We start from the raw sequence: 15721 nt of genomic DNA, 5'->3' as shown, positions 1-15721 counted from the left end.
AGACGGCGCGGTCAACCAGCTGTGGAGGAAACCATGCCAGGACTCGTCGTCGACATCGTCGACCTGCCCCGCGCCACCGGCTCGGTCAAGAACCTGCGGATCCGCACCCCCGCCCCCGCGGACCTGGGCACCGAGGTCATCGGCGTGCCCGAGGGCAGCGACCTCGCCCTCGATGTCACCCTGACCTCCATGGACGACGGCGTCCTGGCGCACGCCGACGCCGATCTCCACGTCCACGGCGAGTGCGTGCGCTGCCTGCGCGTCCTCGACGAGGACCGCACCGTGAGAATCGATGAGCTCTACCTCTTCCCCGAGGCCATCGAGGCCCAGCGGGCCGAGGGCGATGAGGAGGCCGACGGGCTCCTCGCCGTCGGGGACACCACCCTGGACCTCGAGCCCGCCCTGCGCGACGCCCTGGTGCCCACACTGCCCTTCCAGCCCCTGTGCCGCCCCGACTGCCCCGGACTGTGCCCCGACTGCGGGCAGCGGCTTGAGGAGCTGCCCGCCGACCACCACCATGAGGTTCTCGATCCGCGCTGGTCCGTGCTGGCCGGTCTGCTGGAGACCTGCCAGCAGGACGACGATCCCGAGGAGGGGCGACCCTGATGGCCAAGCGCCGCAGCGCCCCGCCCGCTCGCACCGACACCGAGGCGCTCGTCTACCGCTGGGGACCGAGTATCGACGCCGGGCTGCTCGACCTGGCCCTGACCCACCGCTCCTACGCCCACGAGAACGGCGGCCTGCCCACCAACGAGCGCCTGGAGTTCCTGGGCGACTCGGTCCTGGGCATCATCGTCACCGAGTACCTCTACCGCACCCACGCGACCGTCCCCGAGGGCCAGCTCGCCAAGATGCGCGCCGCCACGGTCTCCGAGCCGGCCCTGGCCGCCGTCGCCCGCGACCTGGGGCTGGGGGAGTTCATCAAGCTCGGCAAGGGTGAGGCGCTCTCGGGCGGGCGCGACAAGGACTCCATCCTGTCCGACACGGTCGAGGCCCTCATCGGCGCCACCTACCTCACCCACGGCCTGGAGGAGACCCGCACGGTCGTCACCCGGCTCGTCTCGCGCTTCCTGGACTCGGCCCGCACCCGCGGGGCCGGCCTGGACTGGAAGACGAGCCTCCAGGAGCTCACCGCCGCCCACCAGCTCGGCAATCCCGGCTACGAGGTGAGCGGTACCGGCCCCGACCATCAGCGGGTCTTCACCGCCAGCGCCGTCGTCGACGGCCAGGTCATGGGACGGGGCACGGGCAGCTCGAAGAAGATCGCCGAGCACGATGCCGCCGAGGCCGCCTACGCCGCCATCCTGGCCGCCCGGGGCGACGGCGGACTGGACCTGCCCGGTGTCAACGAGGCCCTGCGCGCCGACCTGCTCACCCAGCAGGACTCCCGGCACTCCCCGCAGAGCTGATGCCCGAGCTCCCCGAGGTCGAGGTGGTGCGTGCCGGACTCGCCCGGCACGTGGCCGGACGCACCGTTACCGGTGTCGAGGTCCTCGACCCGCGTCCTCTGCGCCGTCAGGACGGGGGAGTGCGGGCCTTTGTCGACCAGCTCACCGGACGCACCGTCACCGCGGTCGTCCGGCGGGGGAAGTTCCTGTGGCTGCCGCTGGACGACGGGCGAGCCCTGTCGGCCCACCTGGGCATGAGCGGCCAGCTGCTCGTGCGCGGCACCAGTCCCGCCGCAGCCTCCGACCGAGACCCGGCTATCAGGAGCGCCGCGGCCTTCCTGGTGGACCCGGACACCCGGCTCGGCAGGCGCCCGGTAGACCTGAGTGCCACCGAGCGGCCCCGCTACGTGCGAGACATCTCGGCCTCTCCGCGCCACCTGCGTGTACGTGTCCATCTCAGCAGTGACCCGAGTGCCGACGGCACCGACGGGGCGGTTCTCGACCTGGTTGACCAGCGCATGCTCGGCGGCCTGCATGTCGTCGACCTGACCCCCACCGTCGACGGCGCCCCCGGCGGTGCAGGCAGCCCTGAGCCGCTGCTGCCGGCCGACGCCACGCATATCGCTCGCGACCTGCTCGATCCGGCCCTGGAGCTCGCCGGTCCCACAGGTGTCGTCGCCCGGGTGCGCGCCTCGAGGCGTGCCATCAAGACCCTTCTGCTCGACCAGGGACTCGTCTCGGGCATCGGCAACATCTACGCCGATGAGGGCCTGTGGGAGGCCGGGGTGCACGGTCTGCGCCTGGGAACGGCCCTCGATACCCGGGTCGTGGCCCGGATCCTGGAGGCAACCGCGGAGGTCATGCGGCGGGCCCTGGAGGCCGGTGGCACGAGCTTCGACGCCCTCTACGTCGACGTCGAGGGCGCCTCCGGCTTCTTCGCCCGCGAGCTGGGCGCCTACGGCCGCCAGGGACAGGCCTGCCGTCGCTGCGGGACCACCATGCTCCGTGAGGCCCTGGGCGGACGCTCCCACACCTACTGTCCCCGCTGCCAGCGCCGTCCGCGCCGGCGCCGGTAGGCAGCCCCCGGTGCCGGCTGGGAACCCCACGACAATGGCGCCACGGCGTCGCCAGAGGTGTGACGTAGGTTTCCAGCCCCTGGTAATGTCATGAGCATGGCACACACCCCCTCCTCGGAGATCGTCCGCGTCATGATCGTGGACGACCACGAGATCGTCCGTCGCGGCATCGCCGAGATCATTGACCGCGCCGACGGGCTCGACGTCGTCGCCGAGGCGGGCTCCCGGGCCGAGGCGGTGCGTCGGGCCGAGCTGGTGCGCCCCGACGTCATCCTCGTGGACCTCCAGCTGCCCGACGGCACCGGCATCGAGCTCATGCAGGAGCTGCGCGAGTCGGTGCCCCAGGCCCTGCCGATCGTGCTGACCTCCTTCGACGACGACGAGGCCCTGGCCGAGGCCCTGGCCGCCGGGGCCCGGGCCTACCTGCTCAAGACCGTCCACGGCGCCGAGATCAGCGACGTCGTGCGGGCCGTCGCCTCCGGTCGCGTCCTGCTCGACGAGCGCACCGTCACGCGCCGCCGGGCCGACCACGATGACCCCACCGCGGACCTGACCAACGCCGAGCGCAAGGTGCTCGACCTCATCGGCGACGGCCTGTCCAACCGGGAGATCGGCGAGCGCCTCGGGGTTGCGGAGAAGACGGTCAAGAACCACATCACCTCCCTGCTGGCCAAGATGGGCCTGCAGCGGCGCACCCAGGTCGCCGCCTGGGTGGCCGGGCAGCGGGCCTCGGGCTGGCGCAACGGCTGATCGACCCTCCTACCCGCGGGTGCGACAGCTGACCAGCGGGTTCAGTGCAGCCGGCCGCCCGCGTTCAGCGGCACCCGCCAGGTGAAGCAGGTACCGCGTCGCTCTCCGTCGGAGCGGGCCCTGGGGCCGATGACGAAGTTGCCGCCATGACGGCGTGCCCGCTCGGCCATGTTGGCGGTCCCCGAACGTCGCGTCACGGACGGGTTCACTCCGACGCCGTCGTCGCGGCAGACGATCTCCACCACCGGGCTGCCCCGGAAGGGCTCGGCGTCTCCTGAGGCGTGGCCCTCGTCGTCCCCCGGTCCGCAGCACAGCTCCGAGCCGGGCAGCACTCCCTCGAGCTTGACGTCCACCGTCACCGAGGAGGCGTGGGCGTGGCGGGCCACGTTGCTCAGGCCCTCGCGCACCACGGCCACCATGTCGTCGGCGATGTCGGCGCCCACGACGGAGTCGACCGAGCTGATGAGCCGGTCCTCCTCATCGCGGTCCACCTGGGCCAGCCCCCGCCCGTCGACGCTCAGCAGCAGCGAGGGCGCATAGCCCAGGGCGTTGCGCGCCAGAGAGGCCTCCCGTCGCAGCCGCTCGACGACACCGACCTCCTCGTCACGGTCGCGCAGCGAGCGCACGATGGAGCGGATCTGGCCCACGGAGTCGTCCACTGCCTCCAGCGCAGTGCTCAGCACGGAGCACACCGTGTCCAGGTCCGCCTGCGCACCGGCCTCCTCGTCGCCGTCCCGGGCCGCGGCCAGGCGTTCCCGAGCCGATGAGATCTGCATGCCGGTGGCGAAGAGCTGCTGGATGGCCAGGTCGTGCAGGTCCCGGCCGATCCTGGCCCGCTCGTCCAGGAGCGTGGCCATCTCCTCGGCGTGGTGAGCATCGGCCAGCTCGAAGGCCATGGTGGCCTGGCCGGCCACGAGCTCGGCGATCTCCAGGTCCTGGGCGGTGAACGGGGCTGCTCCGGGGGAGCGCAGCAGCAGCATGACGCCCACACCCCGGCCCCGGTGGATCATCGGGGCGTAGAGGGCCGGCCCGAACCGGGCCAGCTGGGGGACGTGTAGGTCGCCGCCCTGCCAGGCGTCTTCCAAGGAGGCCACCACCAGACCGGTCTGGTGCGCCAAGGTGGTCAGAGCGCGGCCCTCGGGTGGGAAGAAGGTGCCGACCAGCTCTCCGGCGTGCTCGCCGTCGGCGATCTCGCAGATCCAGCTCTCCCCGATACTGGGCAGGATGAGCGCGGCGGTGTCGGCGTGGGCGACTTGGCGGACCCGGTGGGCGATGAGGGTCAGGGCGTCGTCCTCCTCGGCTCCGGAGAGCAGCAGCGTCGTCAGCTCCTGGGAGACGGCCATCCACTGCTCGCGGTCGCGGGCCTCGCGGTACAAGCGCGCGTTCTCCACGGCCACCGCCGCGGCCTGTGCCAGGGTCAGGACGGCGTCGGCATCCGAACGACTGAAGCCCCCGGGCTTGTCGCACAGGTAGAGGTGCCCGTAGACCTGCCCATGAAGGCGCAGCGGGGCTGAGAGCAGGCTGCCGGTCTCCTCGTCCTCGATGTCGCCGGTGAAGGCCGAGGCCCGGCCCAGGTCGTTGTCGATGACCAGCCCCGTACCCTCAAGACCGCTGAGCGGGGTGTCCGCTGATGTGCGTGATGCGGTAGCAGTACCGGGGGCGCCGGCCATCTGTGCGAGCTCATCGAGGGTTGCCGTGGGCACCCCGCTGCACAACCCAGTGCTCGAGCCCTCGGGGGAGGCCCCGGTGCCGATGGCGTCGACGACGTCCATGTCCGCGTGGCTGAGCACGGCGATGGTACCCCAGGAGGCCCCCGTGATGGAGCAGGCCGACTCCACCAGACGGCGCAGCGCGTCAGGGACCCGCAAGGAGCTGGTCAGCCTCAGCGCCGCCTGGATGAGGTTCACAGTCGCCTCATCCAGGCTCGGCTGCTGGATAGCCGCCTGTCGCCCCCGGGTGGAGACGAGCTGGTCGGCGTGGACGGCGTAGGCCAGCCGCCCCGCCGGCACGGACTCCTCGGAGGACGCTGCCACCGCTTCCTCGCCTAGCAGAGCAGACTCGTCGAGCTTCTGCGGATCGTCCTCGGGCACACCGGGAAAACGGTGCCCCTGCAGCTTGTCTGCTGGGTGGTGCTGGTCGTGTGTCGTCATCGTGCTCAGCTCGTCCGGCTCACGTCAGGCACATCGTCCTGTGGTTTGTCCTGGTCCTCCTGGGAGAGTGACCACCGGTAGCCCTCGGAGACATCCTTGAGCTCGTGGTGGCTTCCCCGGTGCAGGATAGTCGCCGGTGCCTGCTCTGTGGCCGCCTGCGAGGGACGTCCCATGACCAGGACCTCATCGGCGTGCTCCAGGGCGCTGAGGCGATGGGTGACCAGCAGCGTGCCGCGGCCCTGGCGGGCACCCACCGTCAGCAGGTCGGCCACGAGCCGGTCGGCGGTGGCGGCGTCGAGGTGCTCACCGGGCTCATCCAGGAGCATGAGGGGTGCGGGTGCCGCCAGCGCCCGGGCCAGCAGAAGTCGACGCCGCTCGCCGCCCGACAGCGTCGTGGCATCCGTTCCGATGATGGTGTCGAGACCATCGGGCAGCGCCTCGAACCAGTCACCGAGCCCGGCCTGCCTCAGCAGCTCTCCTGCCTGGGCGGGTGTGACATCCCCTCGTGCCACGCGCAGGTTCTCCAGGACGCTCGTGTGGAAGACGTGAGCGTCCTCCGCGGTCAGGCAGACCCGGGCCGCCGCCTCGGGGCGGGAGACCTGCCACGGCGGAACACCATCGAGCGTCAGCGAGCCGCCCCGGGGCTCCAGCAGGCCCGCCAACGTGGCTATAAGGGTTGACTTCCCGATTCCCGAGGGCCCCACGATCGCCACCCTGCTGCCTGCCTGAAGGTCAAGGTCAATGCCCTCGGCCACGATCGGCCCACCCGGCCAGCCCACTGCCAGGTTCCTGGCCCGCAGACGTGGTCCCCGCGCGGAGAGCGCCGGCAGCTCCCTGGTGACAGCCGAGGCCTGAGTGCCGGCCTCAGCCGTCTCGATGAGCTCCACGATGCGGCAGGCAGCGCCGGCCGATCGCACCAGCTGGACACTGGCCGGGCCGAGTGCGGAGGTGGCCTCGAAGGCCGCCAGCGGCACCAGGACGATCACCGCCAGCCAGACCGGGCCCAGCCGCCCGGCGGTCACAGCGCTCATCCCGACCACCAGGTTGCCCACGACGGCGATCCCCATGGCTGCCACGTCCATGGCAGCTGCGATCGCCGCGGGAACCGCGGCCCGGTCTCGCAGGCGTACCAGGTTCTCCTCCCGGGAGGCGACCTGGCGCATGGAGCCTGCCAGGTGCCCGGAGACGGTCAACTCCGCGGCGCCCTCAAGGGTTGCGAGCACCTCGGCGGACAGCTCGGTGGACTGCCTCTGACGCGCCTGCTCGGCGATCCGGGCCGAGCGGATCGTGGCCAGAGGCGCCCCCAGCCCGGACAGCAGCAGACAGACGGCCAGGATGAGGCCGGCTGGCCAGTAGACGAGTCCCACACCCAGACAGGTGGCCGCGCCCAGGACCGCCGCGACCGCCGCGGGCAGGTAGGCGCGCACGACCAGATCGCCGACCGCGTCGATGTCGCTGCCCACCCGTGCCAGGACGTCGCCGCGGCGAAGTCCCGCGACCGTGTCGCTGCGGGCCGAGGCCAGCGCCTCGTAGAGACGGGTACGCAGGGCACCCATGCCCTTCAGGGCGGTGTCGTGGGAGATGAGCCGCTCGCAGTAGCGCAGCACCGAGCGGGAGATGCCGAAGAGCCGTACCGCCACCGGTGCCACTCCCAGAGCGACGACGTCGGGCATCTGGGAGGCCCGCGCGATGAGCCAGGCCGCCACCCCGGACAGGGCCACGGCCGAGGCCATCCCGGCCGTGCCGGCCAGGACCGCCAGGACGAAACGGGGACGGTCCAGGTGCAGCAGGCCGACGGCCCGGCGCAGCGCCCGGCGCTCGCTGGCGGACAGGGCGGGGGAGAGGGGGCTGGTCGCCGGGTTCACTGGTCCTCCTCCTGCGGCCGCGACAGCTCATGGACGGGCGCCCGGCCAGGCGAGACGCCTTCCTGTGGCTCCAGTAGTATCGATTCGCTTGTCACGGCAACGGTCTGCTCCGCCAGGGCGATGAGCGCCGGACGGTGAGCGATGACCACCACTGTGCGCCCCGAGGCGTGCAGGGCGCGCACGCCGGTAAGGACATGCCCCTCACTGACGGCGTCGAGGTGCGCGGTCGGCTCGTCCATGATCACCAGCGGCGCCGTCGAGCACAGAGCCCGGGTCAGGGCGAGGCGCTGGCGCTGCCCCACGGACAGTCCCACACCGCCGGTACCCACGAGCGTGTCCCAGCCCTGCGGCAGATCCGCCACGACCTCATCGAATCCGGTTGCGCGGGCCGCCTTCACCAGCTCGTCGGGGGCGCCCCCGGCCACGGAGTCGCCCGGTGCGTCGTCCAGCACGTTGGACAGGACGGTCCCGGGGGTGATGGTGGGACGCTGAGGCACCCAGGCGATCTGCTCCCACCAGGTGGCCGGGTCGATCTCACTGAGATCGACGGCACCGTCCCGCCGGTCCTCGTCGCAGTCGGGCACGATCCTCACCCGCCCCCGGTCGGCGGGCAGCAGGCCGAGGAGGACCTGCGTCGTCGTGGTCTTGCCCGCACCCGATGGGCCGGTCAGAGCCACGAGACTGCCGGGGCGGATCGTCGCGCTGAGGCCCGCCGGGGCCCATGCTCCTCGGGCGGCCACCGACACGGCGTCGAGCTCGATCGTGGCCGTGCGCAGATCAGGGGCCGGTAGGGGGCCTTGCTCGGGGACAGGCGTCTGAAGAACCTCGAAGACCGACTCGGCGGCGGCCACCCCGTTGGCCGAGGCGTGGAACTGGAAGCCCACCTGCCGCAGCGGCTGGTAGACATCCGGCGCCACCATGAGCACGAGGAGACCAGTGAACAGGTCCATGCGGCCGGCCACCAGCCGGAATCCGACCTCGACTGCGATGATCGCCACCGACAGCGTCGTGATGAACTCCAGGACCGCGCCCGACAGGAAGGCGAACCGCAAGGTCGACATGGTGGTGCGACGGTAGGCGCGCCCCAGGGCTCGCACCCGTTCTGCCGGCCCCTGCTCGCGTCCCAGCGCCTTGAGCGTGGGCAGTCCCGCGATGAGGTCGAGCACCTGGTCTCCCAGGACCTGCATCGCCTTCAGCCGCTCCTGTGAGACGGACTGGGTCATCCGCCCGATGAGGATCATGAAGATCGGGATGAGGGGGAGCGTGCACATCACGGCCACTGCGGCAGGCCAGTCCTGGGTGATGAGAACCAGTACCGTCGCCGGGGTGACCGTGGCAGCCAGCACCAGCTGGGGCAGGTACCGGGTGAAGTAGGGCTCGAGGTCGTCCAGGCCGCGGGTCAGGAGGGTGGCGGTCCCGGCGCCGTGCAGTGCCTGCCACCGGGGCCCCAGCCGGGCGGCGTGCTCCAGGACCAGGCGGCGTAGCTCGACGATCGTCCCTGTCGCCGAACGGTGGGCGTGAACCTCCTGAAGGAGGACCACCAGCGCGCGGACCACCACGACTCCGCTCAGAGCCGCCACCAGCCCTGTGACCTCCGTGGGGCCGGCGCCGCCCGAGACGACGGCGGAGAGAGCACCTGAGATGAGGAAGGCCTGCACCACTACCAGTGCGGCGGTCACCATGCCGGTCACGGTCGTGGCGGCGATGTATCGGCGGGCTGAGCGGGCGTAACGCATCAGCCGGGGATCGAGAGGCTTCACCCGCTTAAGGATAAGGGAATAGGTCCAAAGGCCCGGAAGCCCTGGCCGATGCGTTAGGCGGCTGATCAGTACCCGAAGTGCGCCTCCGGCTGGGCGGAGTCGCGCACCAGCGTGGGGTGCAGTCCGCCCTGATCGGGGTTGATGCCCTCAATGCTGATGCGCGAAGCGAACACCTTGTAGCTCCAGATCGTGTAGGCCAGGACCCCGGGGACGAACACGGCCGCGGCGACGGTCATGATGAGCAGCGTCGTGTCAGCGCTCGCGGCCTGCTGGATCGTCAGCGAGTAGGCCGGGTCCACCGAGGAGCGCATGACGTTGGGGGCCATCGCGGCGAAGATGAAGACGACGGCGAAGGCGATTCCCACGAAGTGCAGGGCGAAGGCCCGCCCCTCGCTGCCGCTACGTCCCATGAGCAGCGAGCCGATGAGCCCGGCTGCAGCGACGGCCAGTGGGATCCAGGACAGGGCGCTGTCCGAGTAGACCAGCTGCGCCCACAGGGCCCAGGCGGCCGTGACGGCGGTGGCTGCAGGAGCGAGTCGACGCGACATCCGCAGCGCTCGTTGCGAGAGCTCGTCGGTGGTCTTGAGAGCCACGAAGAGCGCACCGTGGTTGAGGAAGAGCAGGCAGGTGACGGCACCGCCCAGCAGGGTGAAGGGCGTCACCATCGTGAGCAGACCGCCGGTGATCTGGTGGGCGGCGCCGGCCACGAGGGAGTCGGCCGGTACCTGATTGGCCGGGACCACGGCGCCGTTGGAGATCTGGACGACCTCGATGTGCATGCCCTGAACCAGGTTCGCGAAGGCCACGCCCCACAGGACGGAGGGCAGCCAGGCGCTGACCGTGTGGACCCAGTCCCATCGGTCGCGCCAGGACTGGGAGTTGACCTTGGGACGCCACTCGATGGCGCACACACGCACAATGAGGCACAGCAGGATGACGAACAGGACGACGTAGGCTCCCGAGAACAGGGTGGAGTACCACTCGGGGAAGGCGGCGAAGGTCGCCCCACCGGCGGTCAGCAGCCATACCTCGTTGCCGTCCCAGTGCGGACCGATGGTGGCCAGCGTCGCACGCCGCTCGCGCTCATCACGGCCCAGGATCTTCAGGATCATTCCGACGCCGAAGTCGAAGCCCTCCAGGGTGAGGTAGCCGATCCACAGGACGGCGATGAGGGTGAACCAGAGGATGCTCAGTGTCATGGGTCTCTACCTTCCTCGGTTCAGTAGGCGAAGGACAGGGCGGAGGCGGTATCGACCGACCTCTCGCCGGATGCGCCGTCGGGCTCGCCGTCGGCCTTGATGGTCTCGTCCGGCACCGGGGTACGCACGCCCTCGCGGATGTAGCGTCGCAGCAGCACGAACCAGACCACGCCGAGCGCGGCATACAGCAGTGTGAAGATGACCATCGAGGCCAGCACCGTGGTCGAGGACACCACCGAGGACACGCCGTCCGCGGTGAGCATGTAGACCTGGGAGACCGGGTCGGACAGGTTGGGGACGATGACCCAGGGCTGGCGCCCCATCTCGCGGAAGATCCAGCCGAAGGAGCAGGCGATGAAGGGCAGCCACATGGTGGCAAGCGCTGCCTTTCCCAGAAGTGTGCGGGAGATGAGACGCCCGGAACGGGTCAGCCACAGGGCCAGGACTCCCAGGCCCATCGAGGCCATCCCCAGCCCGATCATGAGGCGGAAGGACCAGAAGTTGACCATGACATTGGGGCTGTAGTCGACGGAGCTGCCGCGCGCGTCGGTGGTGCCGTACCGCTCCGCGTAGGTGTCACTGGCCTCCTTGAGCCCGGTGAGCTCGGCGTTGAAGTCGTTGGTGGCCATGAAGGAGTAGACACCGGGAACCGAGATGAACCGGACCATGCCGTCCTCGTTCTTGCAGTCGCCGAAGGCGGCCACGGTGAAGGACGCCTTGGACTCAGAGTGGCACAGGCCCTCGGCGGCGGCCATCTTGGCCGGCTGGTACTCGGCGACCAGCTGGCCCTGCATGTGCCCGGTGCCGGCGGTGACAAGACCGGCGGCCACCATGGCGATGGCCCCGAAGCGCGTCACCCGCCGCCACAGCTCGCGCGCCTCGAAACCCTGCTTCGCGCGGGTGGCTTTGACCATCCACCACACCGAGACGCCCATGATGACGGCGCCGGCCACCAGCAGGGCCGAGGAGATGACGTGCAGGACCGTGACCCACACCAGCTCGTTGGAAAGGAGCTTGAGGAAGCCACTCACGCCGTCGAGCTCGGCGCGCCCCGTCCTGGGGTTGACGACGGCGCCCACCGGGTGCTGCATCCAGGAGTTCGCGGTGAGGATGAAGAAGGCGGAGAAGTTCGTGCCCGCGGCCACCGCCCACATGCACAGATTGTGGAGCCTTGGGGACAGCCTGTCCCACCCGAAGATCCACAGCCCCAGGAAGACGGACTCCATGAAGAAGGCCAGCAGTGCCTCGAAGGCGAGCGGCGCACCGAAGATGTTGCCCACGAACCGCGAGTACTCCGACCAGTTCATCCCGAACTGGAACTCCTGGACGATACCGGTGGCCACACCCAGCGCAAAGTTGATGAGCAGGATCTTGCCGAAGAACTTGGTGGCCACCAGCCACTGCTCGTTGCCGGTCCGGCGCCACAGCGTCTCCATGAGAGCCACCAGCGGGGAGAGCCCGATGGTCAGCGGAACCAGGATGAAGTGGTAGACGGTGGTGATACCGAACTGCCAGCGCGCCAGATCCAGAGAGTCCAGCGCCATAGGAGAGATGGCCATCCGTGCCACCTTTCGGAGATGACGATGAGATCGATAAGGTACTCTGTAGAACGTCCTACAGGTCGATAGGGGGATTGTAGGTCATCTATGACGTGATGTCGTGAAACAGGTGAGTTTCAATGCGATGACGGCGCCCGTATGGACCTCCTGCTTTCCTTGTTAAGACTACCGTTCGAAGAAGTTCTCGGAGGGTGTTCGGGCCGTGGATGTTGAAGATTAATGATCTTGCGAGTGGGACTGAAGGCCCGTAAGTAAGATGCGAGAGTCCACTGAAAGCTGACTGAATACTGAGAGAAAACCGACTGTGGTGTGAGATCTGTGTGGGACGAGACGTGGGCCACCCGCGGTTGCGACGAGTCGCGCAGGCGCTTATCGCTGTATGTGTGGGATACTTCGAGCCGACTTCAGGTGCTTCGTACCGGTACCTGGGGTCGCGCCTTCCGACCAACCCTGTCCGAGGACCTTGCGCCGCCTGAGCTGCGCCGCTGCGAGCCCGGTCTGTGTGGACGTCAGGCGAGGCAGGTGCCCTTCACTGGGCGCGTTCGAGACTTTTTCGCTGCTCCCGCTGGGGAGCACAACCGCGCTGACGCGTCGAGGGTACGACGACGGCGTCAGCCTCGGAGAGTGCAAGCCCCATGGCACGTCGCACCACATCAGAATCAACAGAATCCCACGAGCAGGACCAGGCTGCCGCGGACGCCCCGGCTCCGCGTCGTCGCCGTCGGGTCACCGCTGCCGCCGCCGCTCCCGCCCAGGCCCCTGCTGCGGAGCAGCCGGTCGCGGCGGCTCCTGCAGACGCTGTCGCCACCTCAGGTGCCGGCGATCCTGGCCTTGAGCAGCCCGAGCCCTCGGCCGTCTCGGTCGCTCCAGCGGATCCGCCGCGTCGTCGTCGCAGGGTCGTCGCCGCCTCGGCGGCCCCTGAGGCGGTCCCGGCCGCTGAGCAGCACGTGCCCGGTAACGAGGTCGGCGAGCCCGATGAGCCAGAGGATGCTGAGCTGAGCGCCGAGCCGCTCGCGGAAGCAGTAGAGGCTGAGACGGAGTCACCGACTGAGGACGAGCAGGCTGAAGACGCCGCCGACGAGGAACCTGACGTACAGGACGGTCCGGATGACGAGGCCGTCCGGGAGGACGAGGAAGAGCCCGAGGTGCCCCGCCTGCCTGCCGCCTCGCTCCTGTTCCAGGCTCCGGACCCCAGTCGGGCCCGTCGTCGTCGGCGCGTCACCGCTGCGACCGGTGCTCCTCAGGAGGCGCCGACCGCCTCGCGCCATCAGGGCACGGGCGGTTGGACGGACGAGGATGAGGGCCCGCAGACCGGCGCCCGAACCAACGCCGGCAAGCGGGATGAGGACGACGAGGCCGACTCCGCCTCGCCCCGAGCGGGTCGGGGCGAGAGGCGCAGCCGTCGTCGTCGGGCGGTCGCAGGTGCCGGTGCTCCTCAGGAGGGGCGTGAAGGCTCTCCGGCCGACGAGTCCGGTGATGAGAGCACCGAGGTCTCCGGGACTGACGACGAGTCTCAGGCTGATTCGTCGGATGGCGCCCGCGAGGGCGGAGCCCGCCGCAAGCGCCGCCGCGGTGGGCGCGGTCGGCGCTCGCGCTCACGTGGTGAGGGTGGCGAGGGCTCTGAGCGCAGTGGCTCCGACGACGACTCCCAGGCCGTTGGGGAGGATGCCGCCGCCACATCCTCGGCGCGCGAGACCTCCGCGGATGCAGCTGTCGAGGCGGCTGCGGGGGCCGTGTCCGGATCGCGTCGACGCCGCCGTCGCTCCCGTACCCGCTCCGAGGGAGGGGATCCGCGCGACGAGGTCACCGCGCTCAAGGGCTCCACCCGGCTGGAGGCCAAGCGCCAGCGCCGTCGCGAGGGACGAGCGGCTGGACGCCGTCGGCCCATCGTCACCGAGGCCGAGTTCCTGGCCCGCCGGGAGTCCGTGGACCGCCAGATGATCGTGCGCGAGTCCGACGGCCTCAACCAGATCGCCGTCCTGGAGGACGGGCTCCTCGTGGAGCACTACGTCTCCCGCCATACCCAGACCTCCATGGTCGGCAACGTCTACGTCGGCCGGGTCCAGAACGTCCTGCCCTCCATGGAGGCTGCCTTCGTGGACCTGGGCAAGGGCCGCAACGCGGTGCTCTACGCCGGAGAGGTCAACTGGGACGCCGCCGGGCTGGAGGGGCGGCCCCGCCGGATCGAGGATGCCCTCTCCAGCGGTGACACCGTCCTGGTCCAGGTCACCAAGGACCCCATCGGGCACAAGGGAGCCCGCCTCACCAGCCAGATCACTTTGGCGGGGCGCTACCTGGTCCTCGTCCCCGGCGGCACCATGACGGGGATCTCCCGCAAGCTGCCCGACACTGAGCGCAGCCGCCTGAAGAAGATCCTCAAGCGGATCGTCCCTGACTCGGCCGGGGTCATTGTGCGCACCGCCGCCGAGGGCGCCAGCCAGGAGCAGCTGACCGCGGACGTCGAACGGCTTGTGGCCCAGTGGGAGAGCATCGACAAGAAGGCCTCCTCCGTCATGAAGGGCAGCGGCAAGGCCCCGGTCCTTCTCAAGGGCGAGCCGGAGCTCGCCGTGCGGGTCATCCGAGACGTCTTCAACGAGGACTTCCGCAGGCTCATCGTCTCCGGTGACACAACCTGGTCGACGATCTCCCAGTACGTCGATGAGGTCAGTCCGGACCTGGCTGAGCGTCTCGAGCACTGGACCGGCCCCGAGGACGTCTTCGCCGCCCACCGCGTGGACGAGCAGCTCGCCAAGGGATTCGACCGCAAGGTCTGGCTCCCCAGTGGCGGCACCCTGGTCATCGACCGCACCGAGGCGATGACCGTCATCGACGTCAATACCGGCCGCTTCACCGGCGCGGGCGGCACCCTGGAGGAGACCGTCACCCGCAACAACCTCGAGGCCGCCGAGGAGATCGTGCGTCAGCTGCGCCTGCGCGACATCGGCGGCATGGTGGTCATCGACTTCGTCGACATGGTCCTGGAGTCCAACCGGGACCTCGTCCTGCGCCGGCTCGTTGAGTGCCTGGGCCGCGACCGCACCCGCCACCAGGTCACCGAGGTCACCTCCCTCGGCCTGGTCCAGATGACCCGCAAGCGGGTCGGGCAGGGGCTGGTCGAAGCCTTCTCCACCACCTGTGAGCACTGCAAGGGCCGTGGCTTCATCGTCCACGACGAGCCCGTGGAGAACCAGCAGGCCGACATGTCGGCCTCTGCCTCCCGCGGTGGTGGGCGCTCGCGCGGGCGCAAGAACCGCGAGGAGCAGGCGGTTGCCGGTGGTGGTAAGAAGGGAGCCAAGAAGGACTCCCAGGAGACCAAGGGCTCCAAGAGTGCCAAGAGCTCCGGTGGTGGCAAGGGAGCCGGAGGGAGCGACGTCGTCGGCTCACCTGAGCCCGGAGCCGATGACGAGGCCCGGGCGGCGGTGCGCGGCGCCCTGGCCCAGATCGCGGCCGCTGCCGAGCAGGCGCACAAGGATGCTCAGCAGGAGGGGCAGGAGTCCCGCGAGGCTCAGGATGCGAAGAGCCCGCAGGGGGCCGTTGAGGACTCGGCCAAGAGCGTGAGTGACAGTGTGGATGACATGGTGGAGCCTGACGGCGGTCAGGAGGGCCAGGTCTCCCCGGTCGAGGACAAGCCGGTCAAGACCAGGGCAAGGAAGGCCACTGAGAGGAAGTCGGCGAGGAAGTCCGGTGACAGGGCGGACAGGAAGCCGGGGAAGAAGACCGCGAAGAAGGCTGAGAAGAAGGCCGGCAACAAGCCTGAGGAGCTGGCCGAGCAGTCCGGTGAGGCGCCTGAGGAACCGACGAGTGAGAAGCCTGTGAGGAGAACGAGGAGGCGGGCCACCGCGAAGAGCGCCGCACCGTCGCCGGAGAATTCTTCAGACGCCCCGGAGGTCCCGGAGGTGTCGGCCTGACGTCCACAGGGCCTTCGTGCCCAAGAACACAGGGGATAGGACAGGCCGGAGGTTGGTGCTGGCGAC

General features: G+C 69.9%; 10 protein-coding genes. 5 read left to right on the top strand and 5 right to left on the bottom strand.

Going from position 1 to position 15721, the window contains the following annotated elements; translation table 11 throughout:
* Positions 1 to 33 precede the first annotated feature (33 nt).
* The 4 genes from HMPREF9056_RS09910 (at position 34) to HMPREF9056_RS09895 (ending at position 3214) form a co-directional block, all read left to right on the top strand.
* Positions 34 to 606 carry a DUF177 domain-containing protein gene (locus HMPREF9056_RS09910; protein WP_009746887.1) on the top strand — a complete coding sequence of 191 codons (573 nt, stop codon included), beginning with the start codon at positions 34 to 36 and terminating at the stop codon, positions 604 to 606.
* Positions 606 to 1409: a ribonuclease III gene (gene rnc, locus HMPREF9056_RS09905; RefSeq protein ID WP_009746886.1), complete on the top strand. Its 804-nt coding sequence runs from the start codon at positions 606 to 608 to the stop codon at positions 1407 to 1409. Before HMPREF9056_RS09910 ends, rnc begins: the two co-directional genes overlap by 1 nt.
* Positions 1409 to 2464 (top strand): bifunctional DNA-formamidopyrimidine glycosylase/DNA-(apurinic or apyrimidinic site) lyase, encoded by a 1056-nt coding sequence (gene mutM / locus HMPREF9056_RS09900; protein ID WP_009746885.1) that lies wholly within the window; start codon positions 1409 to 1411, stop codon positions 2462 to 2464. Before rnc ends, mutM begins: the two co-directional genes overlap by 1 nt.
* Before the next feature lie 90 nt (positions 2465 to 2554).
* Positions 2555 to 3214 (top strand): response regulator transcription factor, encoded by a 660-nt coding sequence (locus HMPREF9056_RS09895; RefSeq protein ID WP_009746884.1) that lies wholly within the window; start codon positions 2555 to 2557, stop codon positions 3212 to 3214.
* A gap of 41 nt (positions 3215 to 3255) precedes the next feature.
* Here the strand turns inward: HMPREF9056_RS09895 and HMPREF9056_RS09890 are convergent, their stop codons facing one another.
* From HMPREF9056_RS09890 to HMPREF9056_RS09870, 5 genes are all read right to left on the bottom strand, one after another.
* A complete protein-coding gene (locus HMPREF9056_RS09890) occupies positions 3256 to 5364 on the bottom strand; it encodes a GAF domain-containing sensor histidine kinase (RefSeq protein ID WP_009746883.1) in 2109 nt (702 codons plus the stop codon).
* A 5-nt stretch (positions 5365 to 5369) separates the two neighbouring features.
* Positions 5370 to 7229: a thiol reductant ABC exporter subunit CydC gene (gene cydC, locus HMPREF9056_RS09885; RefSeq protein WP_009746882.1), complete on the bottom strand. Its 1860-nt coding sequence runs from the start codon at positions 7227 to 7229 to the stop codon at positions 5370 to 5372.
* On the bottom strand, positions 7226 to 8989 hold the full coding sequence (gene cydD / locus HMPREF9056_RS09880) for a thiol reductant ABC exporter subunit CydD (RefSeq protein ID WP_216593605.1): 1764 nt from the start codon (positions 8987 to 8989) through the stop codon (positions 7226 to 7228). Before cydD ends, cydC begins: the two co-directional genes overlap by 4 nt.
* A gap of 65 nt (positions 8990 to 9054) precedes the next feature.
* Positions 9055 to 10188, bottom strand: coding sequence for a cytochrome d ubiquinol oxidase subunit II (gene cydB, locus HMPREF9056_RS09875; protein WP_009746880.1), 1134 nt, complete (start codon positions 10186 to 10188; stop codon positions 9055 to 9057).
* A gap of 20 nt (positions 10189 to 10208) precedes the next feature.
* Complete coding sequence (locus HMPREF9056_RS09870) at positions 10209 to 11747, bottom strand: cytochrome ubiquinol oxidase subunit I (protein WP_009746879.1); 1539 nt, start codon at positions 11745 to 11747, stop codon at positions 10209 to 10211.
* A 635-nt stretch (positions 11748 to 12382) separates the two neighbouring features.
* Between HMPREF9056_RS09870 and HMPREF9056_RS09865 the strand changes: the two genes are divergently transcribed.
* On the top strand, positions 12383 to 15655 hold the full coding sequence (locus HMPREF9056_RS09865) for an Rne/Rng family ribonuclease (RefSeq protein WP_034514373.1): 3273 nt from the start codon (positions 12383 to 12385) through the stop codon (positions 15653 to 15655).
* Positions 15656 to 15721: the final 66 nt, after the last annotated feature.

This window comes from Actinomyces sp. oral taxon 170 str. F0386 (assembly GCF_000195595.1).
GTDB lineage: Bacteria > Actinomycetota > Actinomycetes > Actinomycetales > Actinomycetaceae > Actinomyces.
Note: the sequence above shows the minus strand (reverse complement) of the source record. Positions and strands in the feature narration are given on the sequence as shown.

What these genes read in the sequence shown, in the direction of transcription:
- HMPREF9056_RS09910 (WP_009746887.1), top strand. Translation starts at nt 34, where the DNA reads ATGCCAGGACTCGTCGTCGACATCGTCGACCTGCCCCGCGCCACCGGC.
- rnc (WP_009746886.1), top strand. Translation starts at nt 606, where the DNA reads ATGGCCAAGCGCCGCAGCGCCCCGCCCGCTCGCACCGACACCGAGGCG.
- mutM (WP_009746885.1), top strand. Translation starts at nt 1,409, where the DNA reads ATGCCCGAGCTCCCCGAGGTCGAGGTGGTGCGTGCCGGACTCGCCCGG.
- HMPREF9056_RS09895 (WP_009746884.1), top strand. Translation starts at nt 2,555, where the DNA reads ATGAGCATGGCACACACCCCCTCCTCGGAGATCGTCCGCGTCATGATC.
- HMPREF9056_RS09890 (WP_009746883.1), bottom strand. Translation starts at nt 5,364, where the DNA reads ATGACGACACACGACCAGCACCACCCAGCAGACAAGCTGCAGGGGCAC.
- cydB (WP_009746880.1), bottom strand. Translation starts at nt 10,188, where the DNA reads ATGACACTGAGCATCCTCTGGTTCACCCTCATCGCCGTCCTGTGGATC.
- HMPREF9056_RS09870 (WP_009746879.1), bottom strand. Translation starts at nt 11,747, where the DNA reads ATGGCCATCTCTCCTATGGCGCTGGACTCTCTGGATCTGGCGCGCTGG.
- HMPREF9056_RS09865 (WP_034514373.1), top strand. Translation starts at nt 12,383, where the DNA reads ATGGCACGTCGCACCACATCAGAATCAACAGAATCCCACGAGCAGGAC.